Annotated in this window: 21 protein-coding genes; 14 read left to right on the forward strand and 7 right to left on the reverse strand. The window is 32.8% G+C overall.

The window, feature by feature from the left end; translation table 11 throughout:
• The first annotated feature begins 2 nt into the window (after positions 1–2).
• Positions 3–524 (forward strand): hypothetical protein, encoded by a 522-nt coding sequence (locus ACT53I_RS00525; protein WP_069800696.1) that lies wholly within the window; start codon positions 3–5, stop codon positions 522–524.
• Between the two features lie 78 nt (positions 525–602).
• Here the strand turns inward: ACT53I_RS00525 and ACT53I_RS00530 are convergent, their stop codons facing one another.
• Positions 603–938 (reverse strand): DUF3276 family protein, encoded by a 336-nt coding sequence (locus tag ACT53I_RS00530; protein WP_069800699.1) that lies wholly within the window; start codon positions 936–938, stop codon positions 603–605.
• A gap of 102 nt (positions 939–1,040) precedes the next feature.
• Positions 1,041–2,720, reverse strand: coding sequence for an ABC transporter ATP-binding protein (locus tag ACT53I_RS00535; RefSeq protein WP_476077963.1), 1,680 nt, complete (start codon positions 2,718–2,720; stop codon positions 1,041–1,043).
• Between the two features lie 121 nt (positions 2,721–2,841).
• On the opposite strand from ACT53I_RS00535, the gene nusB reads away from it, so the two are divergent.
• Genes nusB through yajC form a run of 3 tightly spaced genes read left to right on the forward strand, consistent with a single transcriptional unit; the run spans position 2,842 to position 4,607 of the window.
• Positions 2,842–3,747, forward strand: coding sequence for a transcription antitermination factor NusB (gene nusB / locus ACT53I_RS00540; protein ID WP_476077964.1), 906 nt, complete (start codon positions 2,842–2,844; stop codon positions 3,745–3,747).
• Between the two features lie 42 nt (positions 3,748–3,789).
• Entirely contained in the window at positions 3,790–4,275 is a 486-nt protein-coding gene (locus ACT53I_RS00545; protein ID WP_476077965.1) for a DUF1573 domain-containing protein, read from the forward strand.
• Positions 4,276–4,286: 11 nt separating this feature from the next.
• A complete protein-coding gene (yajC, locus tag ACT53I_RS00550; RefSeq protein WP_069800706.1) occupies positions 4,287–4,607 on the forward strand; it encodes a preprotein translocase subunit YajC in 321 nt (106 codons plus the stop codon).
• Between the two features lie 82 nt (positions 4,608–4,689).
• On the opposite strand, the gene ACT53I_RS00555 is transcribed toward yajC, so the two are convergent.
• From ACT53I_RS00555 to aspS, 4 genes are all read right to left on the reverse strand, one after another.
• A complete protein-coding gene (locus ACT53I_RS00555) occupies positions 4,690–6,378 on the reverse strand; it encodes a putative transporter (RefSeq protein WP_476077966.1) in 1,689 nt (562 codons plus the stop codon).
• 140 nt (positions 6,379–6,518) lie between these two features.
• A complete protein-coding gene (locus tag ACT53I_RS00560) occupies positions 6,519–7,478 on the reverse strand; it encodes a Fic family protein (RefSeq protein ID WP_476079358.1) in 960 nt (319 codons plus the stop codon).
• A gap of 68 nt (positions 7,479–7,546) precedes the next feature.
• Entirely contained in the window at positions 7,547–8,086 is a 540-nt protein-coding gene (locus tag ACT53I_RS00565; RefSeq protein WP_476077967.1) for a hypothetical protein, read from the reverse strand.
• A gap of 73 nt (positions 8,087–8,159) precedes the next feature.
• A complete protein-coding gene (aspS, locus tag ACT53I_RS00570) occupies positions 8,160–9,908 on the reverse strand; it encodes an aspartate--tRNA ligase (protein ID WP_476077968.1) in 1,749 nt (582 codons plus the stop codon).
• A gap of 429 nt (positions 9,909–10,337) precedes the next feature.
• Here aspS and ACT53I_RS00575 point away from each other — a divergent pair, with 429 nt between their 5' ends.
• Positions 10,338–10,544, forward strand: coding sequence for a 30S ribosomal protein THX (locus ACT53I_RS00575; protein ID WP_476077969.1), 207 nt, complete (start codon positions 10,338–10,340; stop codon positions 10,542–10,544).
• A 27-nt stretch (positions 10,545–10,571) separates the two neighbouring features.
• On the opposite strand, the gene ACT53I_RS00580 is transcribed toward ACT53I_RS00575, so the two are convergent.
• A complete protein-coding gene (locus ACT53I_RS00580) occupies positions 10,572–11,081 on the reverse strand; it encodes a DUF2480 family protein (protein ID WP_476077970.1) in 510 nt (169 codons plus the stop codon).
• Positions 11,082–11,189: 108 nt separating this feature from the next.
• On the opposite strand from ACT53I_RS00580, the gene lpxB reads away from it, so the two are divergent.
• From lpxB to rlmD, 9 genes are all read left to right on the forward strand, one after another.
• The gene (gene lpxB / locus ACT53I_RS00585) at positions 11,190–12,296 is read left to right on the forward strand and encodes a lipid-A-disaccharide synthase (RefSeq protein WP_476077971.1); all 1,107 of its coding nucleotides are present in this window, start codon (positions 11,190–11,192) and stop codon (positions 12,294–12,296) included.
• Positions 12,293–12,763 (forward strand): DinB family protein, encoded by a 471-nt coding sequence (locus ACT53I_RS00590; protein WP_476077972.1) that lies wholly within the window; start codon positions 12,293–12,295, stop codon positions 12,761–12,763. The genes lpxB and ACT53I_RS00590 overlap by 4 nt, the downstream gene beginning before the upstream one ends.
• A 137-nt stretch (positions 12,764–12,900) precedes the next feature.
• Positions 12,901–15,606 (forward strand): phosphoenolpyruvate carboxylase, encoded by a 2,706-nt coding sequence (locus ACT53I_RS00595; RefSeq protein ID WP_476077973.1) that lies wholly within the window; start codon positions 12,901–12,903, stop codon positions 15,604–15,606.
• 289 nt (positions 15,607–15,895) lie between these two features.
• Positions 15,896–17,500 (forward strand): ComEC/Rec2 family competence protein, encoded by a 1,605-nt coding sequence (locus ACT53I_RS00600; protein WP_476077974.1) that lies wholly within the window; start codon positions 15,896–15,898, stop codon positions 17,498–17,500.
• A 101-nt stretch (positions 17,501–17,601) separates the two neighbouring features.
• Complete coding sequence (locus ACT53I_RS00605; RefSeq protein ID WP_069800732.1) at positions 17,602–18,264, forward strand: succinate dehydrogenase cytochrome b subunit; 663 nt, start codon at positions 17,602–17,604, stop codon at positions 18,262–18,264.
• Between the two features lie 13 nt (positions 18,265–18,277).
• Positions 18,278–20,290 carry a fumarate reductase/succinate dehydrogenase flavoprotein subunit gene (locus tag ACT53I_RS00610; protein WP_476077975.1) on the forward strand — a complete coding sequence of 671 codons (2,013 nt, stop codon included), beginning with the start codon at positions 18,278–18,280 and terminating at the stop codon, positions 20,288–20,290.
• A 22-nt stretch (positions 20,291–20,312) separates the two neighbouring features.
• The gene (locus ACT53I_RS00615; protein ID WP_371488604.1) at positions 20,313–21,083 is read left to right on the forward strand and encodes a succinate dehydrogenase/fumarate reductase iron-sulfur subunit; all 771 of its coding nucleotides are present in this window, start codon (positions 20,313–20,315) and stop codon (positions 21,081–21,083) included.
• A gap of 147 nt (positions 21,084–21,230) precedes the next feature.
• Complete coding sequence (locus ACT53I_RS00620; RefSeq protein WP_476077976.1) at positions 21,231–22,742, forward strand: TlpA family protein disulfide reductase; 1,512 nt, start codon at positions 21,231–21,233, stop codon at positions 22,740–22,742.
• A 118-nt stretch (positions 22,743–22,860) separates the two neighbouring features.
• Positions 22,861–24,270 (forward strand): 23S rRNA (uracil(1939)-C(5))-methyltransferase RlmD, encoded by a 1,410-nt coding sequence (gene rlmD / locus ACT53I_RS00625; RefSeq protein WP_476077977.1) that lies wholly within the window; start codon positions 22,861–22,863, stop codon positions 24,268–24,270.
• Positions 24,271–24,279 lie beyond the last annotated feature (9 nt).

Here is a 24,279-nt window from a genome sequence, read left to right on the forward strand (position 1 = left end):
ATATGAAAAATTTAATTTTATCAGCTTTTGTAATTGCAGCTACTACAGTGAGTTGTGGTACAGTGCAAAGCATCGTGCAGAATACCGTTCCTTATACCACGAATGTTTTAGTTTCTTCTGGAGTGCCAGGAAATCAAGAAATTTCTGTAACGTCTTCTGCTACAAGTTTCGCTCAATATGTAGGAGCAGGAACCAGCATGGTTCAAGATATTAGAATTTCTAGCGCCAAAGCAACTGCTACCAACTTGAGTACGAATGGCGAATTGGGAATTTTTAAATCCATCAAAGTTTATCTTTCTGGAAATAACACTGGTGAAATTTTAGTGGCTCAAAGAACAGATATTGGCTCTAATATTGGGAATACGCTCAATTTAGATCCAGATACTTCTAAAATTTTAGACCAAATTGTAAAAAGCGGTTCTGTGAAAGCTAGAGTAGCTTATGTATTAAAAAATACGGCGACTAATGATACTAATCTCACCATTAGCATGAGATTTTCAAGTATTCCTGCGCCAAATCAATAGAAAAATAATCCAAGAATTTGGATAAAAGAATCATTTAAAAATATAAAAGCATCCTAAAAAAGGATGCTTTTTTTAATTTTATACTTCGTCGTCAGATTCGATAGTGAAAGATCTAGACTTAAAGTCTTTGTCATGTTTTTCAGAAATTACGTCCTCACCTTTTTGAGCGATGATAAAATCTGTAGATTCATTAAACATTTCTCTGAAACTTGCAAAATCTTCTTTGTATAAATAGATTTTATGCTTCTCGAAAGTTGCTTCTCCATTCTCACCAAAATTCTTTTTACTTTCTGTAATGGTAAGATAATAGTCTCCTGCTTTTGTTTCGCGCACATCAAAGAAATAAGTTCTTCTACCTGCCTTCAACACCTTTGTGAAAATTTCATTTTCGTTTCTCTCCTTGTAATCACTCATTGTTACTTATTTTAGAAATCCTATTGAACAAATATAAAAGATTTCTTTTAATCTCAAAATAAATTTTAAAGAAATTGAGATTTTAGCGTAATTTTTAAGTTTTTACGAAGTTTCCGTAGTATCTAAATCATTAAGATTTAATATGAAGTCTGCTCTTTTTGCGCTTGATTCTCTGTGAGTTATGGTAATAGAAGTGCAAGATTTAATGTCTTTTTCTATGTTTTGAAGGATGTTTTCTTCGGTCTCTGTATCGAGTGCAGAAAGCGAATCATCAAAGATGAGGATTTCAGGTTTTTTGATGAGTGCTCTTGCGATACAAATACGCTGTTTTTGCCCTCCAGAAAGCATTACGCCACGTTCGCCAACCATGGTTTTATATTGGTCTTTGAATTCTACAATATTTTTATGCACATCTGCTTTTTTTGCAAATTCTTCTACCAAATCATGCTTAGGATGGTCTATAGCAAAGCCAATGTTATTTTCAATCGTATCCGAGAATAAGTAACTTTCCTGAGGAATATAGCCAATGTGTTTTCTGTATAATTCTAGATTATGGTCTTTTAGATTTTTCCCATCAATTAAAATTTCTCCTTCATCGGGATCAATCAACCTGCATAGTAACAATGCGATAGTAGATTTTCCGCTGCCCGTTTTTCCCATAATTGCCATAGATTTCCCAGCTTCTAGTTTGAAACTTAGATTTTCTAAAGCTTTAATTCCTGTATTAGGATAGGTGTAAGAAACATTTCTGAATTCTATATCGCCTTTAATTTCATATTGGTCAAAATTTTTGTTGACGATTTCAGATTTTATGTCCAAAAATTCATTCACTCTGGTCATAGAAGCAGCAGCTCTTTGATTAACAGATGAAACCCAACCTACCATAGAAAATGGCCAAATCAGAATATTAATATACATGAAGAAATCTGCAATGGTTCCTACCGTAAGTTTTCCTTCGAAATAATTTTTACCACCGATATATAAAATGGCAACATTTAATAAACCGATAACAAATAAAATAATGGTGAAGAAATACGCTTCTGTTTTGGCTAAATCTAATGCCTTGTCTTGATAATCTTTTACCTTTTCGCCATAATTTTTTTCGATGTATTTTTCTTTGTTGAAAAATTTCACCACTCTAATTCCCGAAAAACTATCTTGTACAAATGTAGAAATCGCACTTTGGCTTTTCTGCATAATTTTAGATTTTCGGTTGATAATAGAACTTACTTTGTAAATCAAAAAAGACAAAATAGGAAGTGGAATAAGTGTCCAAAGTGTCATTTGCACATTAGTCATGAGCATGTAAATACTCGTGATGACTAATAAAATCACCAAGTTCACCACATACATTACACCAGGACCAAGGTACATTCTAATCGCCACTACATCTTCAGAAAGTCTGTTCAGTAAATCACCAATTGTGGTTTTTTTATAAGTAGTAAGCGAAAGCTCTTGGTAATGTCTGTAAATTTTATTTTTGAGTTCGTATTCTATTCTTCTAGAAGCTACAATAATGGTTTGTCTCATCATAAATCTGAAAACGCCAGACAATACTGAAGTTCCTACGATAATGGCTCCGTTAATCAATAAAGTATTGAATAATAATTCTTTATCTACATTTTTCTTATCTAAAACACTTTTGATAACATCTACACTCTGCCCTACAAACTGTACTTGATAAATAGCAAAAAAGTTAGATGCTATGATAAATAGCAAGCCCCAAAATAGCAGAACTCTGTGTTTCCAAAAGTAAGGATTAAGCGTTTTAAGTGAATTCATAGTTGCAAAAATACAGAAAATATAAGTTTGAAAAAGAAGCAAAAATAACTTCTGACTTCATGTTTCTTACTTCCAGCATTTTTTTCTATCTTTGCACCATCTTATTAAAAGCTCTTTGAAAATGTTAGGAAGAAGACAAATCCGCGAAAAAGTAGTGCAGACACTATATTCTTATCATCAGAATCCTATAAAAACTGATGTTTTAGAGAAAAATATGTTTACAGAGATTGAAAAAATCTATTATCTCTATATTTATCAACTCAACTTCTTGGTTGCATTAAAAGATCTTGCCGAAAGACAAATTGATATCGGTAAAAATAAATTTATTAAGACTGAAGAAGACCTTAATCCTAACATGAAATTCGTGAATAATCAAGTTTTTTTACAACTTGATCAAAACGAAGAAAGACTTTCCTTTAACTCAAAACACAAAAAATATCAGTGGGACTTACATGATGAATTGTTGGTGAAAACATTTCAGAGAATCGTTGCGAGTAAGCGTTACCAAGAATATATGGCCGAAGAAAGCCTAAGTTTTGAAGAAGACCAAAAGTTTGTTGGGAAATTATTTTTAAAATACGTTGCAGAAAATGAAGATTTTCATGAGCGTTTAGAAGAATTAGAATTGTCTTGGGCAGATGATTTCCATATCTCGAATTCTATGATTCAGAAGACCATTGGTTTTATGAAACAAAATCAGCCGAGTCATACTTTAATCAAAATGCTTAAAGATGAAGAAGACAGACATTTCGCTAAAAAATTATTACTACAAAGCATTTCTCACTGGGAAAATTCTGAGAAAAAAATCGAAGAAAGACTAGAAAATTGGGATTTAGATAGAATTTCTTTAATGGATAGATTGATTTTGATCACAGCTATTACAGAGATAGATAATTTCCCTCTCACTCCAGCAAAAGTGATTATCAATGAATATATAGAGGTTTCTAAAGTGTTTGCTACTGATAGAAGTCAGATTTTTGTGAATGGAATCTTAGATAAATACACGAAAGATATTTCTAGAGCATAAATTTTGATTAAATTTGAGGAAATTTTTAAAAAATCAGAATCAATGAAAAGAATATTAGGTTTAAGCTTACTAGCTGTTTTGACTTTAGCTTCTTGTAAAAAAAATGAAGCAACAGAAACATCAACTGCTACTACTATAACAGATCAGAAAGATCCTTTTGCAGATGATAGAGTAGTAAAACAAAGTGATTTAGTAAGCGAAGCAAAAAATCATGCAGAAACTACATTAGCACTTTCTGAACCAGATTTTAATTTCGGAAAAATCAAAAAAGGTGATGTGGTAGAACACGTTTACGAAGTAACCAACACAGGTAAAAATCCTTTGATTATTTCTGCGGTAAAACCAGGTTGCGGATGTACAGCTCCAGATTATACTAAAGAACCAATTATGCCAGGTCAAAAAGGTCAAATTACACTAAAATTTGATTCTACAAATTTTGATGGTGTAGTGTATAAATCAGCAGAAGTGTATGCAAACGTAGCACAAGTTCCTATCGAAATTAGATTCTCAGCAGATATTCAACCCTAAAAAATTAAAAAATGTTTACAACAATATTTCTACAAGCACAAGGTGGAGGTGATTTCTTCTCAATGATTTTACCATTTGTCTTAATGATTGTAATTTTCTACTTCTTAATCTTGAGACCACAGACTACGAAGCAAAAGAAAGAAAGACAATTTCAAGATTCTCTAAAACCAGGCGCTAGAGTAGTAACCACTTCTGGTATGCATGCTAAAATTGTACAAGTAGTAGAAGACGGTGTGATTTTAGAAACCATGAGCGGTAAATTAAAATTCGAAAAAGCTGCAATTTCTAGAGAATTTACAGAAGCTAGATTCCCTGAAACAGTAGGAAAATAATTCTAAAAAATTTAGAAATTCTATAAAATAAAAATTCCATCAAATTGTTGATGGAATTTTTTATTGTGTCAAAGATTAATTTTTAAGTCAGTAGCAAGATTAATAAACTTGCGGTAAAAATTCTGGCAATGGTAACCAAAGGATAAACTTGCGCGTAACTTTGGATTGGAATGTCAGAATCTAAATAATTGGTGCTGAATGATAATGCAGCTGGGTCTGTGTAACTTCCGCTCATAATTCCTACCAATTGTAAATAATTGATTTTCAGGAAAAATCTTCCTACAATCACCATCAAGATTAATGGAATGAAAGTTACTGCAGAACCATATAAAATCCATAGCCAACCGTTATATTTGATGAAATTTTCATAAAATCCTTCTCCTGCATGAATACCTACTGCTGCAAAGAATAAGCAAATTCCTAAATCTTTCATGAAATAAGTCGCTCCGTTATTGATATAAGAGTGAATGAAAGAAATACCACCATATCTAGAAATAAGTAATGCTACAATAAGTGGTCCTGCTGCAAATCCTAATTTTAATGGAATTGGTAAACCAGGAATCACTAACGGAATAGAACCTACGATAATTCCTATTAATAAACCTCCGAAAAGTGATAAGAAATCTGGTTCTATTAATTTTTTCTCTTGATTGCCAATGATTTTTTCTGCTTCTTTAATACCTTGATCTGTACCGATAACTCTCAAAATATCTCCGTAGAAAAGTTCTAAACTTGGTCTAGGAATCATCTCTTTCCCGGCTCTGAAAACTCTGGTCACTTTTACATCATAAGCATTATACAAGTCTAAATCTGAGAGTGTTTTGTGAACTGCAGAAGGTTTGGTTACGAAAATATTTTTCTTGTTAATATCAGAATCAGATTCTATGAAAGAGTCAGTAGAAGGTCTTCCTACTTTTTTGATGAAGTCTTCTAAATCCGCATCTTTTCCTACAATCATCAGTACATCTCTGTCTTGAAGTTCTGTGTCTAATTTTGGCGAAAAAACAGAAACCTCGCCACTGTGTTTTAATCTAGAAACTACAATATCATATCCTATATTGCTAATTACTTCTCCTAATGGAATTCCAAAATATTGAGGATTCGTAACTCTTAGTTTTTTGTGAATTAATGGTTCTTCGCGATTAATTTTATTCATTCTGAATTTTCTCATTTCTACATCAGGATGAATTTTTAGAAGAACTTTAGATAAAATAATGACACCAATGATTCCAAAAACACCTAAAGGATAAGTGATGGCGTAACCAATAGTTGGGTCGTCAAATGTTTTATCTGGAAACTGATTTTTTAATTCTACAATGGTATTTTTAGCAGCTCCTAAACCTGGTGTATTGGTTACTGCACCACTCATAATTCCCACCAAGTTTTCTATGCTCACTCCTGTGAATTTAAAGAGTAGAAAAGTGATGAATCCGCCGAATAAAACTGTAGAAACCGCAAGAATATTGAATTTTAAACCTTCATTTCTAAAAGAAGAGAAGAATGATGGTCCTACTTGTAATCCGATACCATAAACAAACAAAATCAAACCGAAATCTCTAATGAAATCGAAGATTTCTTCATTCATTCTATAGCCAAAATGCCCCAATATTAATCCAGTAAACATTACTGCAGAAACACCGAAGGTAATTTTGCCCATTTTCAATCTTCCAAAGAAAACGCCAGTACCTATTGCAAGCATTATGGTAACTAATGATTGAATTACACTTGGGTCTTCAGTTGGGAAAAGTAAGGTTTTAAGCCACTCGAACATAATAATAGTTTTTTAGTAGTGCAAAGTTACGCTATTGCTATTGCGTGAATAATATTTTTAAACTGAAATATATCAGAAATCAAATAATCGTTTAATTTCCAAAAAAAGCGAGGAAAAAACCTCGCTCTAATTTATAAAAATCAATTTAATTTTCTTTTTCTTTCTCGCTTTTCTATGTAATCTAGAACAGCTTCTTTGGTTGTAAGCCAATTTCTACCTTCCTTGAAAGCGTCTATTTTTCCCTTTCTAGCCAATAAACTTACGTATTCTTGTCCATAAGGAAGCCTTTCTTCTTCTACAATATTAGAAATCGGGCGATAATTATCATACGTATTATTGAGAGAACCTAAATAAATGTCTAAACTTCTCTCCAAAGCTTGAAGAACTAATAATAAAATTTTAGAATAATCTCCATTATTTGCCAAGTTTAAAGCATCATAATATTTTTTTCTATCATTTTTGAGGATAATTGCAGGAGGAAAACCTTCTCTCATCAATAAAAGATTGAAAAGCAAACGTACAGTTCTACCATTTCCATCAAAAAACGGATGAATCCAAACAAATCTGTGGTGAAAAATTGCCGCTTTTATAATAATATTAATATCTGAAGAATTTACCCAATCAATTAATTCTGTTACCAATTCATCTACTTTAAAAGCATTAGGTGGAATAAAATTTGCTCCAGAAATTCTTACACCAGAAGTTCTGAACATTCCAGCAAAATCTTTTTCAATTTTTTGTAAAACCAAATAATGAACTCTCATAATATCGGTTTTGTTTAAATTTACATTATCCGATATTAAAGACTCTACAAATTCTATCGCTTCCTGATGATTTATGGCTTCGAAATGTTCTCTCAAAGATTTTCCTTTGATGGTAAAACCTTCTTCAATCACCATTTTTGTTTCGTGTAGCGTCAAAGTATTTCCTTCGATGCTATTAGAATTGTAAGTCCATTCTAGCATTAAACTTTCTTTAATACTTTTCACAGCATAACTAGGAATTGGGCGTAATTTATCTAATTCTGTTTTTTTTTGCAGAATTCTTTCGAGGTGTTTTTCTAAACCTTCAAAGTGATAAGGATAATTTTGCCAATTCATTGGGCAAAGGTAAGAAATTTTTCTTAACATCGGATATGTTTAATTTTTATTTTATCCGATGTTAAAAATTATTTTTTAATAATATTGGTTTGAATCAGTCCAATTTCTTTTTCTACAAGTGGAAATTGTGTTGAAATAAGTTTGTAAGTGATAATTGTATCTGTTGAAAATTGTTCTGTTTCAATTAGTTTTATTGGTAATATTTTATTGTTTTCAAGATGAAGCATTCCATAAAGTTCACCTTTAGTTTTTAGTCTTTCTGTGGAAATTTGTGATTCTTTCAATTTTTTTGGATAAAATAGTCTTAAAGTTTCGTTGTCATTGAAATATTGATTTTCTATTTCAACGGAAAGGATTTTGTTTTCGGAGAGTGTATCTTCAAATTCTTTTTCAATCAAAATATTTGGAATTGTAAATGTTATAATGATTAGAATTATTGATGATACAATAAAATAATGGTTTTTGTATAAATTATGTTCTTCTAAAATCGGATTAACATCATTTACACGATTAAAGCCAATAGCTTTTGCAATAGGAAAAATTGAAATAATGAAAGATATAATTGCGATATATCTAATGTAATAAAGAATTGAAATCACTGTCTCCATAACAAAAAAGCGAGGGAAAAACCTCGCTCTAATTTACAAATTTATTCTAAAAAACCTTGAAGGTTTTGCATTTCTACAAATTCACTTTCAATGCCAATTCATTAAGTTGTTCATCGTGAATTGGTGAAGGCGCATCAATCATCACATCTCGTCCAGAATTATTTTTCGGGAAAGCAATGTAATCTCTAATCACTTCGTTTCCGTCTAGAATGGCAACCAATCTATCAAAACCGAAAGCCAAACCAGCGTGAGGTGGCGCTCCGAATTTGAAGGCATTCATCAAGAAGCCAAACTGCGCTTCTGCTTCTTCTTTAGAAAATCCTAATAAATCAAACATTTTCGACTGCAATTCTTTATTGAAAATTCTTACAGAACCACCGCCAATTTCGTTTCCGTTCAGCACCATATCATAAGCATTGGCTCTTGCTTTTCCTGGTTCGGTTTCTAATAAATGTACATCTTCAGGTTTTGGCGAAGTAAAAGGATGGTGCATTGCGTGATATCTTCCTGTTTCTTCGTCCCATTCTAAAAGCGGGAAATCTATTACCCAAAGTGGAGCAAATTCATCGCCTTTTCTTAAACCTAATCTGTTCCCCAATTCCATTCTTAAAGCGGAAAGTTGAGTTCTCACCTTATTGGCGTTTCCGCTCATTAAGAAAATTAAATCTCCTTGTTTTGCGCCGAATTTTTCTGCAATTTTCTTTAAATCTTCTTCAGAATAGAATTTATTTACCGAAGAAGTAACAACTCCATCATTTTGGAATTTAATCCAAACCATTCCTGTTGCGCCAATTTGTGGGCGTTTTACCCAATCTATTAACTCATCAATTTGTTTTCTGGTATAATCTGCACAACCTTCTACATTAATCCCAACTACCAATTCTGCTTCGTCGAAAATTTTGAAATCTTTTCCTTTTACCAAATCATCTACTTCCACGAATTTCATTCCGAATCTAATGTCTGGTTTGTCGTTTCCGTAAGTTTTCATCGCTTCATCAAAAGTCATTCTTGGGAATTTACCAAATTCTTTTCCAGTAATGTCTTTCAATAAATGAGCAGTCATTCCTTCGAAAATTTCTAGAACATCTTCTTGTTCTACGAATGCCATTTCGCAATCTATTTGGGTAAATTCTGGTTGACGGTCTGCACGCAAATCTTCGTCACGGAAACATTTTACAATTTGGAAATATCTGTCCATTCCACCAACCATTAAGAGTTGTTTGAAAGTTTGTGGAGATTGTGGCAATGCATAAAATTGCCCTTGATTCATTCTACTTGGAACCACGAAATCTCTCGCTCCTTCTGGTGTAGATTTTATCAAAACAGGAGTTTCTACTTCGATAAATCCTTTATCTGAAAGATAATTTCTGACTTTTTGTGCCATTTTATGACGGAAAATCAGTTTGTCTTTCACGGGATTTCTACGGATGTCTAAATATCTGTATTTCATTCTCAATTCTTCGCCGCCATCCGTTTCGTCTTCGATGGTGAAAGGTGGCAATTCTGCGCTATTGAGAATCGTTAATTTTTCAACTAAAATTTCAATTTCTCCTGTTGGAATTTTTGGGTTTTTAGAAGCACGTTCAATTACCGTTCCTTCTGCCTGAATCACAAATTCACGACCTAATTTTTTAGCATTTTCTAGAATTTCTGCCGAAGTTCTTTCTGCATCGAAAACCAATTGAGTAATTCCGTAACGGTCTCGCAAATCTATCCAAACCATAAAACCTTTGTCTCTGATGGTTTGTACCCAACCAGAAAGTGTAACTTTTTCATTAAGATTTTTGAGTGTAAGTTCTCCGTTAGTGTGCGTTCTGAACATTTTTTTAGATTTTAGATTTTAGATTTTAGATTTTAGATATTTCAATTTATGAAATTCAATTTCAAAATTTGAAGAATATATAATCTCCTAATTCCCAAAAATTAGGTTGCAAAGATAAGATTTTAGGATGGAAGATGGAAAATTGGGAACTAAGTTTTTGATATTTTTAAAATTAATATTGAACTTTATTTTAATACATGAATTTGCGTGAGGGCGTAACCGAAAATCCCGCAGTAAGCTAAGGCAAAAGAATGGGAACGAGGAATTGCAGGTGAAGACCGACTTTTTGTTTTTTTGGGAAAGGAATGAAATGGCTACAAACAAAAAGGCACGCCCAAAAAATCTAAATTTTTAAGATGATAAAATGCATTTGTGTACTATTTTAAATTTTTTAACTTTGTAAGAACCAATCATTTAAAACTAATATTTATGGGAAAAGGCGATAAAAAAACGAGAAGAGGAAAAGTAACCGCAGGAAGCTACGGAAAAACAAGACCGAGAAAATCCGGAACATCTAAAGTCGCGGCTCCAAAAGTGGAAGCAAAAGTTGAAAAACCTAAAAAAGCAGCAAAACCTAAAGAAGAAGTAGCTGAAGAAAAGCCAAAAACTACTAGAAAGAAAAAAACCGAAGAATAATCTTCGGTTTTTTTATTGAGACTTTTTCTAATTTTTAAAAATCGGGACATTGCTACAAGCTTCGCCGAACATGAGTGATTTTACAATAGGTTTTAGTTTTTCTACCAATTCTATGTACGCGTTTTCGGGAATGTCTTCTTCGCTACAGCCTTTTACGAGAACACGTTTTGCTTCTAAATCTGCGAAATTATAATGAGAAATCGCTTCGTGCATTAAAACCACTTCTAAATCTTTTTTGGTTCCGTAAACTATTTTTTTAGCAACTCCTGTAAGTTTGGAAGTAATTAAAAAATAAGCCCAAATCGGAACAATAGCGTCTACCGAACAATAAACGTAAACAAAGGCGTCACGATATATTTCAGGGTCTATTTCTGCAACTTTTTCGCGGAAATCTTTTTCTTTCAAAATCATTTCCATGAAGAGAAAATCCTTCAAATCTATCCCAATTCTTTTGCCTTTAGGAGAAAGTTCTGATAAATCAAAATTCACCAAACCGCTTTCTGCTACTTTATTTTTTATTTCGAAATCTTCTGACATTTTTTATTATTATCTTTGAGCAAAATTAAGTCAAATTTTTAGAATAAAAATTTTTAGTCCATCTGAAAATCTAAAATCTAAAATCTAAAATCTAAAAAATCTAAAATCTTGAAATACTATATCATCGCAGGAGAAGCATCAGGAGACTTACACGCTTCTAATTTAATGAAAGCCATTTTACAGAAAGACCAAAATGCAGAATTCAGATTTTGGGGAGGAGATTTAATGGCGAAAGTTGCGGGTGAAAAACCTGTAAAACACTATAAAGAATTGGCTTTTATGGGTTTCTTGGAAGTGGCGATGAACCTTAGAACGATTTTGAAAAACATAAAACATTGTAAGGAAGATGTTAAAAATTATCAACCAGATGTTTTGGTTTTGGTAGATTATCCAGGTTTTAATTTGAGGATTGCAGAGTTTGCGAAAAATCTTGGAATAAAGGTAGTTTACTATATTTCTCCACAATTATGGGCTTGGAAAGAAGGCAGAGTAGAAACCATCAAAAAATATGTAGATGAAATGCTGGTGATTCTTCCTTTTGAGAAAGATTTTTATAAAAAACATCAAGTTGATGCGCATTTTGTAGGTCATCCTTTACTCGATGCGATTTCTGATTTGCCAGAAATTTCTGTTGAAAATTTCAAAAAGGAAAATGGTTTAAATGAAAAAGAAATTATTGCACTTTTACCCGGTTCTCGAGAGCAGGAAGTAGAAAAAATGCTCGCTTTGATGCTTTCTGTGCGAGATTCTTTTAAAAATTATCAATTTGTAATCGCTGGTGCGCCAAGTTTACCCAAAGAATTTTATCAGAAATTTGTAGATGATGATGTGCATTTCGTTTCCAATAAAACCTATGATTTATTGAGATGTTCTAGAGCAGCTTTGGTGACTTCGGGAACGGCAACTCTAGAAACAGCCTTGCTGAATGTTCCAGAAATTGTGTGTTACCGAACCAGTAAAATTTCTTACGAAATTGGTAAACGTGTGGTGAAAAATATTAAATTTATTTCTCTGGTGAATTTGATTATGGATCAAGAAGTGGTAAAGGAATTGATTCAAAATCAACTCAATACGGAAAATTTAGTTGATGAACTTCAAAAAATTCTGGAAGGGCCAAAACGTGACAAAATGCTTCAGGATTATGAACTTCTCAGAGAAAAATTAGGTGGAAAAGGAGCAAGTAATCACGCTGCAGAAATTATTGTTAATCTATGATGAAAAAAATAATTGTACAACTCGAAGAAATAGAAAATTTAAAACAATTTTCCCATAAAAATGCTCCTGAAATTTCAGAAGCGAGTATTGGTTGGCATTTAGAACACTCGCTTTTGGTGATTTCTAGAATTTTGGAAGGTTTGCCTGCTTCTCATCCAGAAAAATATCAACCTAAATTTTCTTGGGCTAAATTTATGGTCATGACTTCGGGATATATACCTAGAAAAAAAGGAAAAGCTCCGAAATTCACTATTCCTACAAGTGAAAACTTTATAGAAAATATAGATAATTATCTAAATTTGGTTCGAGAAAATTTACAAATGATTAAGAATCTCCCTTCTCAATCTTATATAGAACATCCTTATTTCGGACATTTAGATGTAAAACAAACTTTAAAATTTTTAAAAATTCATACTCAGCATCATCTTAAAATTGCAAGAGACATATTGGCTAAATCTCATTCGTGAATTTAATTAAGAATAAATGACAAATAGAAGAGTAACAAGAGGTTGCTCTTTTTTTATTTTAAGGGTGAGTGTTTTCAGGATAGTTTCTTCATGTTTTAATCAATTTCATTGCTTAAATTTGTTAAAAATTAAGAATTATGGCTTTTAACGAAAAGGATTATCAGAAAATTTCTAAGGACCGTACATTCATCATTGATTGCTATACAGAAATGTTGTCTAGAATTAATGAAAATGAACTAGTAGATTTAATCAACAATACAGAAGAAGGGAAAAAGTTCGTAGAAAATGAATTGTCTAGTGAGAAAATTATACAATCATTAAGTATCTATTTTCAATTGATGACATTGGTAGAAGAAAACGGAGCTACACAATATAGAAGAAGATTAGAAGACCAAGAAAAAATCACTGCAATTCGTGGTTCGTGGGGAGAAGCATTCCATTTTTGGAAAAATTCTAATGTGAAAGAAGAAGATATGCTGAATGCGGTTTCTGCTACACATGTTATTCCTGTTCTTACTGCGCATCCTACTGAAGCAAAAAGAGTCACGGTTATAGAATTGCATAGAGAATTGTACTTGCTTTTGGTGAAAAAAGAGAATACTTCTCTCAGTAAATTAGAGCAAAATGAGATTAAAGAAAAAATTATTCAGCTTCTAGAAAGATGGTGGAGAACAGGCGAAATTTACCTCGAAAAGCCAGATATTAAAGACGAAAGAGCAAATGTTTTATATTATCTTACCAAGATTTTCCCAAATGTTTTGGTAAAAAGTGACCAAGAAATCATCAATTCTTGGATTGAGTTAGGGCTTAATCCTCAGAAAATTAAAAATCCAGATTATTTTCCGAAAATCAATTTTGGAAGTTGGGTTGGTGGTGACAGAGATGGTCATCCTTTTGTAACACCTGCAGTGACTAAGGAAACACTTTTGCTTCATCGAAAAGCCGCATTAGCATTGGTTAAAGAAGATTTAATTCATTTGGCAAAGAAAATTTCTATTTCGGCGGTGTCTAATCCTGTTCCTTTTCAGCTTTCTGAAATGATTGAGGAGAAAGTTTCTGCATTAGGTGAAATGGGCAAAAAAGCAGTAGAAAGAAATCATTATGAACCGTGGAGACAATTCGTAAATCTTATGATTTGTCAATTAGAAAATACCATTACAGAAAATTTTGAAGATTCTAAAACTTATTATAAATCTAGCAAAGCGCTTCAAGAAGATTTAAAAAATCTGAGAGAAGTTTTGGTGCAAAATGGTTTCCAAAGCATTGCCGAAGATTTATTATTCTCGGTAGAAAGAGCGGTTCAATGTTTCGGTTTTCATTTGGCTAAATTAGATATTAGACAAAATAGCGCTTTCCATGATAAAGCTATTTCGCAGATTCTTAAAGCTAGCGGTGAAACAGATTATGATTTCGAAAATTGGGAAGAAGAAAAAAGAGTAAATTACCTGAACCAAGTCTTGAGCAACAATGCTTTTATTACAGATGTTACCATTTCTTACGGTCCAGAAGCAGATAATGTTTTAGATTGTTATAGAGTCATTCGTCAACATATCAGTCAGTACGGAGCAGAAGGAATAGGTTCTTTTATTGTAAGTATGACCAGAAATTTAAGTGATTTATTGGTAGTTTATCTTTTGATGAGAGAAACTCAACTTCTTAATACCAAAATAAGAGTAGTTCCACTTTTGGAAACTATCGAAGATTTAAAAAAAGGTTCAGAAATTTTAGAAAAATTCTTGCAACATCCTATTACAATTAGCAGAGCTAAAAATTTAGATGGAAAACAAGAAGTAATGTTAGGTTATAGTGACAGCAATAAAGATGGCGGAACCATTGCAAGTAAGTGGAATCTTCATAAAGCAGAAATTGCCTTATCAGAAATTGGCAAGAAACATAATACCGAAATTTATTTCTTCCACGGAACTGGAGGAACCATCAGTAGAGGTGGTGGTAAATATCATCGTTTCTTAGAAAGTATGCCAGAACAAACTGTTTTTGGAACTGTGAAAATTACAGTTCAAGGCGAATCTGTAGCGCAACTTTTCGGAAATCCTATGACAGCGAAATATAATCTCAATGCACTTTCTTCTGGAACAGCAAGACATATTATTCAAAATAAATACAAAACCGAAAAACCACAATATCCATTTGAATCTATGGAATTTCTGGCTCAAAAATCCTTTGAACATTATAGAAATTTAATAGAAACTCCAGGATTTATCAATTTTTACGGTAAAGCAACGTGCATAGATGTTTTAGAGAAAAGTAAAATAGGTTCTAGACCAGCCAGAAGAACGGGAACCAGAACATTGCAGGATTTACGCGCCATTCCTTGGGTTTTCAGCTGGAATCTTTCTCGTATTGCACTCACAGGTTGGTACGGTTTAGGTGAAGCGCTCAAAATTTTGAAATCAGAAAAACCACAAGAATATCAACAGTTAAAAGAAGCGGCTCAAAATTGGAATTTCTTCAAATTTTTAATGATTCAGACCGAGACCAATCTTATTTTGTCTAATCTAGAAATTATGAAAAAATATGCAGAATTAGACCAAAATGAAGAAGAAAGAAACCTATTGATGGATAAATTTCTTACCGACCATCAAAATGGAGTTCAGCTCATAGAAGAATTGTTCGGTGAAGCTGCTCTGGAAAGAAGAAGCGGACAATATGATAACTTGAAATGGAGAAACCAAAAATTAGATGTTTTACATCATTTACACCTTCATTATCTTCAACAATGGAGAAATTTAGATGACGAAAATAAACTAGAAAAAGATAAAATTCTCAATAAATTATTAAGTTTAATCAATGCTATTTCAAGTGGTTTGAAAAATACTGGATAAGAGTATAAAATTCCTTAAATGTAACGTTTAGGGAATTTTTTTGTTTAAAAATGGAGAAAAAGAACTCGTGAGTTCAATAAATTTTTATATTTGGTTAAACTAATAACCAAATTGCATGAACAAGCAACCACTTTTGATTTTGTGGATTTGTTTCATTTTCGGGATTCTTATTTCCGAAAAGCTGAGCTTGTCAACTGCTTTAATCAATGTGTTTTTGGAATTTAGCTTCTTATTAATAACTTTTAGTTTTTTAAAGTTTGATTTTTTCTTCAAAATCAAAGATTATGTATTGTCAATTTTCTTTGTTGTATTAGGTGTTTTCGCGCATCATTTAAATAATAAAGAACAAATTCTTCCAAATTTTCCTAGTTCTTCGGAAGTGGTTTTTACTTTGGATAAAAAACTGAATTCCAACGAGAAAAATAAACGTTACGAAGTCAAAATTTTGAAAGTTAACGACGAAATAAACCATTTAGGTTTGGTTTTGTCGGTTCCAAAAGAAGAAAAGGAACTGGATTTCAAACATTTTTATAAAGCCGAAATTTATCTCAACAAAGTAAAAGCGAATGCGCAGGATTTTGGATTTGATTATCAAAAATATCTTGGTAGAAAGCAGATTTATTTTCAAGGATATGCTCCTAATTCTTTTCAAGTTGCGGAGAAAGAAAACCTTACTTTGTCCGAAAAAATTAAACAAAAACGCTTAGAAATTTTGCAAAATATTGACCAAGCAAAACTTTCTGAAAAATCTAAAGAATTTACCAAAGGAATCATTCTGGCAGACCGCACAGAAATGGACCGAGAAACAGTAGAGGATTTTAGTAAATCTGGATTGGTGCATATTTTGGCGATTTCGGGTTCGCACATGGCAATTATTTTTTGGTTGATTTTACTGCTTTTGAAACCAATTTTTCCTGCAAGTTTTAGAAATATTCCGATTGTTATTTCTTTGATATTCATTTGGTTGTTTGCAATTTTTATAGATTTTGGAAGTTCTGTGATTCGTTCGTGTGTTATGATTACAGCATATTATTTCTATGTTTTATTGCAACGGAAACCAGATTTGTTACATGCAATGGCGATTTCTGGTTTAGCGATTTTGATTTTTGACACAAATCAACTTTTTGATGTAGGATTTCAATTGAGTTTTATTGCGGTTTTCGGAATTTTTTGGCTCAATGAACCGATTTTGAAATATTTGCCAAAGCCTAAAAATAATGTTCAGAATTTTTTTGTGAATGTAGTTTCGATTAGTATTGCTGCGCAAGTGGCGACTTTACCATTAGTAATTTATTATTTTCATCAATATTCTCTGATTTCGATTGTTGCTAATTTAGTGGTGATTCCTTTTTCTGAAATAATTATCATTTTTGCTTTATTGATGACCATTTTATTGGGTTTTGGCTTCGAAATTTCTAGGTTAGATGCTCTTTACGATTCTGGAGTTCAACTGGTTTTGAAAGTGATTCATTTTTTCGCAAGCCTTGATGTTTTCTTCTTTAAAAACATACCAATGCATTGGTCAGAAGTCATCGTTCTTTTTGTCATGATTTACTTTTTGAGGAAAGTTTTAGTGCTTCATCAATTAAAATCACTCGTCAAAGTAGGATTTTTGGTCATTTTATTTTTAATGCTTAGAATAGGATTTGACTTCTATGAAAATTCTCAATCCGAAATCTTAGTGCACGAATTTTTTAAAGAAAAAATAATTTCTGTTAAAGAAAAAGATAAAGTGGTCTTTTTTGTGAAAAATTCTAAAAATTTAGAAAAGCAGAAAAAGTACATCATAGAGCCTTATTTGGTTGCTAGAAGAGTGAATGATTTTAAAATTGTATTTGTTCCTCAAAATGTAAAATCTATAGTCATAAATAAGAAAAATTATAGACTAGAATAATTTATTTAGAATAGTTATAAACTGAAAAACATGACATTTGTCATAGTTTCAAACGTTAACAAATTCTTAATTTTGTGAAAATTCAAAAAAATAAATAAACAATGGCAGGATTAACTCAATCTACAATTGGTAGAAAGTTTTTAATGGCGCTTTCAGCAATGTTTTTGCTTGTCTTTTTGTTGATTCACTTGTCGGTAAATTTACTATCGATATTTAGTGAAGATGCATTTAACACAGCGTCTCATTTTATGGGATACAATCCTTTAATACAATTTGTGATGCAGCCGGTTTTAGTTGCGGGTGTTATCTTTCACTTTGTAATGGGCTTCGTTTTAGAAATGAAAAACAAAAACGCAAGACCAGTAAAGTATGCTGTAGCAAATAACAGCGGAAATTCTAGTTGGTCTTCTAGAAATATGATTATTTCTGGAGCAGTAATTTTAGCTTTCTTAGGACTGCATATGTATGATTTCTGGATGCATGAGATGAATTATAAGTATGTAGAAGCTCTATCAATCAATGAAACAAGATATTGGGAAGAGTTACATGCTAAGTTTGCAGATTTATGGAGAGTGATTTTTTATGCAGTTTCTTTTGTTTTATTAGGATTGCACTTATCACACGGTTTCCAATCATCATTCCAATCGATTGGAGCGAGACATCCTAAATATTTAAAATGTGTAAACACTTTAGGAACTTGGTATTCTATTTTAATTCCGCTAGGATTTATCGTAGTAGCTGTATTTCATTTCGTAACTCAATAATTTACATAATATTATGAGCAAATTAGATTCAAAAATTCCAGCAGGTCCTTTAGCAGACAAATGGAAAAATCATAAAGCACACATGAATTTGGTTGCACCAAATAACCGTGATAAAATAGATATTATTGTAGTAGGAACTGGTTTAGCTGGTGGTTCTGCTGCGGCAACTCTTGCAGAGCAAGGATATAATGTAAAAGCTTTTTGCTACCAAGATTCACCAAGAAGAGCGCACTCTATTGCAGCTCAAGGTGGTATTAATGCAGCTAAAAATTATCAAAATGATGGTGACTCTGTTTACAGATTATTCTATGATACCATCAAAGGTGGAGATTATAGAGCAAGAGAAGCTAACGTACACAGATTAGCAGAAGTTTCTGCAAATATCATTGACCAATGTGTAGCACAAGGTGTTCCTTTCGGTAGAGAATACGGAGGTCAGTTAGATAACCGTTCTTTCGGTGGAACTCAGGTGAAGAGAACTTTTTACGCAAAAGGTCAAACTGGTCAGCAATTACTATTAGGTGCATATTCTGCAATGAGCCGTCAAATCGGTAAAGGTAGAATTAAGATGTACAACCGTCACGAAATGATGGACTTAGTAATGGTAGATGGTAAAGCTAGAGGTATTATCGCAAGAAACTTAGTAACAGGAGAAATCGAAAGACATTCTGCTCACGCTGTAGTGATTGCTTCTGGTGGTTACGGAAACGTATATTTCCTTTCTACTAACGCGATGGGTTCTAACGTTTCTGCAGCTTGGAAAATTCACAAAAAAGGAGCGTATTTCGCAAACCCATGTTTCGTACAGATTCACCCAACTTGTATTCCAGTTCACGGAACACAACAGTCTAAACTGACTTTGATGTCTGAATCTCTTAGAAACTCTGGAAGAATTTGGGTTCCTAAAAAATTAGAAGATGCTCAAGCCATCAGAGAAGGAAAACTTAGACCAGAAAGTATAAAAGAAGAAGATAGAGATTACTATTTAGAAAGAAGATACCCTGCATTCGGTAACTTAGTACCTAGAGACGTAGCTTCTAGAGCCGCTAAAGAAAGATGTGATGCTGGTTTCGGAATCGAAAATAATGATACTAAAGAAGGTGTATTCTTAGATTTCTCTACAGAAATTATGAAAAAAGGTAGAGAAGCTGCTACTGAGAAAAATATTCACAATCCTTCTGAACAACAAATCTACGATTTGGGTAAAAAATGGGTGGAAGAAAAATACGGAAACCTATTCCAAATGTATGAAAAAATTACAGCAGACGATCCATACGTAACTCCTATGAAAATTTATCCTGCAGTTCATTATACCATGGGAGGAGTTTGGGTAGATTATAACTTAATGAGTACTATTCCTGGTTGTTTCGTAATTGGTGAAGCTAATTTCTCAGACCACGGCGCAAACAGATTAGGTGCATCTGCTTTAATGCAAGGTTTAGCAGACGGATATTTCGTATTGCCTTACACGATTGCAGATTATCTTTCTGCAGACATCAGAACAGGACAAATTCCTACCAATTCTTCAGAATTTGAAGCTGCTGAAAAAGAAATTAAAGACAAAGTAAACTTCTTCTTAACCAATAAAGGAACTCATTCTGTAGACTACTTCCACAAAAAACTAGGAAACGTAATGTGGAACAAAGTAGGTATGGGAAGAACTCCAGAAGGTTTAGCAGAAGCGATTAAAGAAATAGAAGAAATCAGAAACGATTTTTGGAAAAATGTAAAAGTTCCTGGCGAAGCAGATGGAATGAATACAGAACTTGAAAAAGCATTCAGAGTGGCAGATTTCTTAGAACTAGGTCAATTAATGGCGAAAGATGCTCTTGAAAGAAAAGAATCTTGTGGAGGACACTTCCGTTGGGATCACGCTACTCCAGAGGGTGAAGCAGAAAGAGATGACGAGAACTACAAGTATGTAGCAGCTTGGGAATACAAAGGTGAAGATATCAACGCCGAAGTATTGCACAAAGAAGAATTGGTGTACGAGAATATTGAAGTGAAAACGAGAAGTTATAAATAATCTCCATAAAATAATTTAAAAAATGAGTGCAAAAAAAGGATTAAACCTGACTCTAAAAATTTGGAGACAGAAAAATAATAAATCAAAAGGTCAGTTCGAGACCTACAAAATATCAGATGTTTCTACGGATTCTTCTTTCCTTGAAATGTTAGATATGCTAAACGAACAATTGGTAAATAACGGAAGCGAACCAGTAGCATTCGACCACGATTGTAGAGAAGGAATCTGCGGTATGTGTTCTTTGTACATTAATGGTAGAGCTCACGGTCCAGATACAGGAATTACAACTTGCCAATTGCACATGAGAATGTTCAAAGATGGCGAAACCATCACTATTGAACCTTGGAGAAGTGCTGCTTTCCCAGTAATCAAAGACTTGGTAGTAGACAGAAGCGCATTTGACAGAATTATGGCTGCAGGTGGTTTCGTTTCTGTAAATACTTCAGGAAATACACTTGATGCAAACGCAATCCCAGTTCCTAAAGAAGATGCAGATAAAGCAATGGATGCTGCAGCTTGTATTGGTTGTGGAGCTTGTGTAGCTACTTGTAAAAATGGTTCTGCTATGCTATTTGTAGGTGCTAAAGTTTCTCAGTTTGCTCTTTTACCACAAGGTAGAGTAGAAGCGAAGCGAAGAGTACTAAACATGGTAAAACAAATGGACGAAGAAGGCTTCGGTAACTGTTCTAACACAGGTGCTTGCGAAGTAGAATGTCCTAAAGGAATTTCTCTAGAAAACATCGCTAGAATGAACAGAGAATTTCTTGCGGCTAAATTTACTACAGTAGATTAACCTTATCAATGAAATAATTTGAAAATCACCTCTTTCTTTGAGGTGATTTTTCGTTAAAACTTTCCCAAAACACAAAGTTTTTTTCTGCAAATAAAACTAAAAGTATATTTTTGCGTGATTAAAAACAAAAACAACTTTTTTAAAGAAATGAAAAAATATTTTTTATTATTCTTATTCTCCATTTTATTGCTATCATGTTCTAAAGGTGGCAAAGTAACCATAAATGGTAAAGTGACTAATGGCTCACCATTAGAAAGATTAGAAATTATAGATGCTTCAGGAATTGCAACTTTACCACTTGCTAATTTTGGTGTAGATGCCAAAGGAAATTTCTCTGAAACCATAGAAATTCCTAGAGATGGAGTTTATGTAATTACTTACGCAGGAAACACAGGTTTTCTTTATCTAAAAGGTGGCGACCAAGTAAATCTTGATTTTGAAGCGATGCTTTTCCCTCAAGGAATGAAAATTACTGGTGATGCTAAAGGAAATACAGAATACTTAATGGAATCTCAGCAATTCATTAACCAATACATGTCTAAATTAGACCAATCTGTTATTTCTAAAAAAGAAGAAGATTTCCTAAAAGAATTAGAAAAATATAAAGGCGATATTACCAAAAAAATGGACGAAATCGCTAAGGTGAAAAAACCAGACAGCGATGTAGAAAAATTCAATAAAAGAGAACTAGATGTAACTTTATTGATGATTTCTTCTCAGTACGAAAGCATGCATGGTCCAGCTACCAATGACCCAAAATACAAAGCAGGAGCTAAATTGTTAGAATTCCAAAAAAGTCTAGAAAACGAAAGCTATGTAGAAGATATGCCTAATTACAGAAACTACGTTATCAGTAAATTAAGTGCAGGTTTCCAAAAATTCTTCGAAGGACAAAAGAATGCTGCTCCTACTTCTAATGTGCAAATGTTCTCTAAATTCTTAGATACACAAAAAGATGTTTCAGATAAAACTAAAGAATATCTTCTTGCTGCGGTAGCTGCTCAATATGATTTAAGAGAACCTGCTAATCCTAAATTACAAGAAGTTTTCAAATTTTTAGATACTAAAATCAAAAATTCTGCAATCAAATCAGAGTTGAAAAATTTAGAAGAAGCTATTTACGGAATTGAGCAAGGAACAGATGTTTCTGGATTAAATGTTGTGAAACAAGACGGTAAAAAAAACACTTTAGCTGACCTTAAAGGAAAACCTACAGCATTAGTTTTCTACGCTTCATGGAATCCTTACATCACAGAAAGCACATTGCCTGTTCTTAAAGAAATGGTGAAATTCTATGGTTCAAAAATGAATTTTGCTTTCATTAATTTAGATGATACTCAAGACCAATTCGTGAAAACTTCTAAAGCGATGTTTACAGGAATTCAAGGGAATAATTATTATGCAACTGGTGGTATGAAATCTGAAGTTGCTAAGAAATTTGCAGTGTATGGATTTAAAATGCCAAGTTTCATCATCATTGATAAAGACGGTAAAATTTCTAGTAAAACTTACTTAAATATCGCAGACCCAGCTTTAGTAGATGGATTGAACAAAGCTTCTGGTTTACAAGCTCCAACTGCTGTTCCTCAAGCGCCAGATTTAATGACAGCACCTTCAGCTACAGAACAACATTCTGCAAATGATGGTCACGGTCACTAAAAAAGATAAAAATATCATATCAAAAAGCGGACTTTAGTCCGCTTTTTATTTTTTCAAAATTTATGAAAATCAACAAACACACTGAAAATTAGTTTTAAAACATTAATTTTGCATCGTTATGAGTAAGAAAAAGAAAAACATTATTTTAGAAAATATTAAATTAATTACTGCTGGTGCAAAAGGTGTAGCCGTAGGAAAAACTGAAGAAGGGAAAACAGTTTTAATTTCTGGTGCGGTTCCAGGTGATGTAGTAAATGCCAGAGTGAAAAAATCTAAATCTAAATACTTCGAAGCAGAAGCCATAGAAATTTTAGAAAAATCACCTTACAGAGTAGAGCCGAAATGTATTCATTTCGGAGTTTGTGGTGGTTGCAAATGGCAGAACCTTTCTTACCAAAAACAACTCGATTTCAAGCAAGAAGAAGTTTATAACAATATCAAACGAATTGGCGGAATCGAAAATTTTGAAACCTTGCCAATTCTCGGTTCAGAGCAAGAATATTTCTACAGAAATAAAATGGAGTTTTCTTTTTCTAACGCTCGTTGGCTTACTCAATACGAAATCAGTTCCGAAGAAAATTTCGGGAATAAAGATGCTTTAGGATTTCATATTCCGGGAATGTGGAGCAAAATTTTAGATTTACAAGAATGCTTCCTTCAAGAAGCGCCATCTAATGATTTAAGATTAGCTGTAAGAAATTACGCCATCGAAAATGGTTTAGATTTTTTTGATGTAAGAAATCAAGAAGGCTTTTTGAGAACTTTAATGCTTCGTCAAAACTCTCAAGGAGAATGGATGGTTTTATTCCAATTGTATAGAGAAGAAAAAGAAAACAGAGAACAATTATTCAATTATATTTTAGAGAAATTTCCGCAAATCAAAACATTGGTTTATGCCATCAATCCAAAACAGAATGATTCTATTTATGATTTAGATGTGCAGACTTATTTTGGCGAAGGTTTTATTTATGAAGAAATGGATGGTTTGAAATTTAAAATCGGGCCAAAATCTTTCTTCCAAACCAATTATAAACAAGCGCTGAATTTGTATAGAAAAACACTAGAATTTGCAGAAATTTCTGAAAATGATGTGGTGTACGATTTATACACAGGAACTGGAACGATTGCACAATATATAGCCAAAAAAGCAAAATATGTAATCGGGATAGAATCCGTGCAAGAAGCGATTGATGCTGCAAAAGAACATGCTAAGCTCAATGGTTTAGAGAATTGTGAGTTTTATTGTGGTGATATGAAAGACGTTTTCACAGAAGAGTTTTTAGCTAATCATCCAAAACCAAATGTTTTGGTTACCGATCCGCCTAGAGACGGAATGCACCAAAAAGTGGTAGAACAAATTCTGAAATTAGCACCGCCGAAAATTGTCTATGTTAGCTGTAATTCTGCTACTCAAGCCAGAGATTTAGCACTGATGAAGGAACATTATGATGTGGTGAAGATTCTGCCAGTAGATATGTTTCCGCAGACACATCACGTAGAAAATATAGCGCTATTAATAAAAAAATAACTAAATTGG

The organism is Cloacibacterium sp. DMC96, from assembly GCF_056313765.1.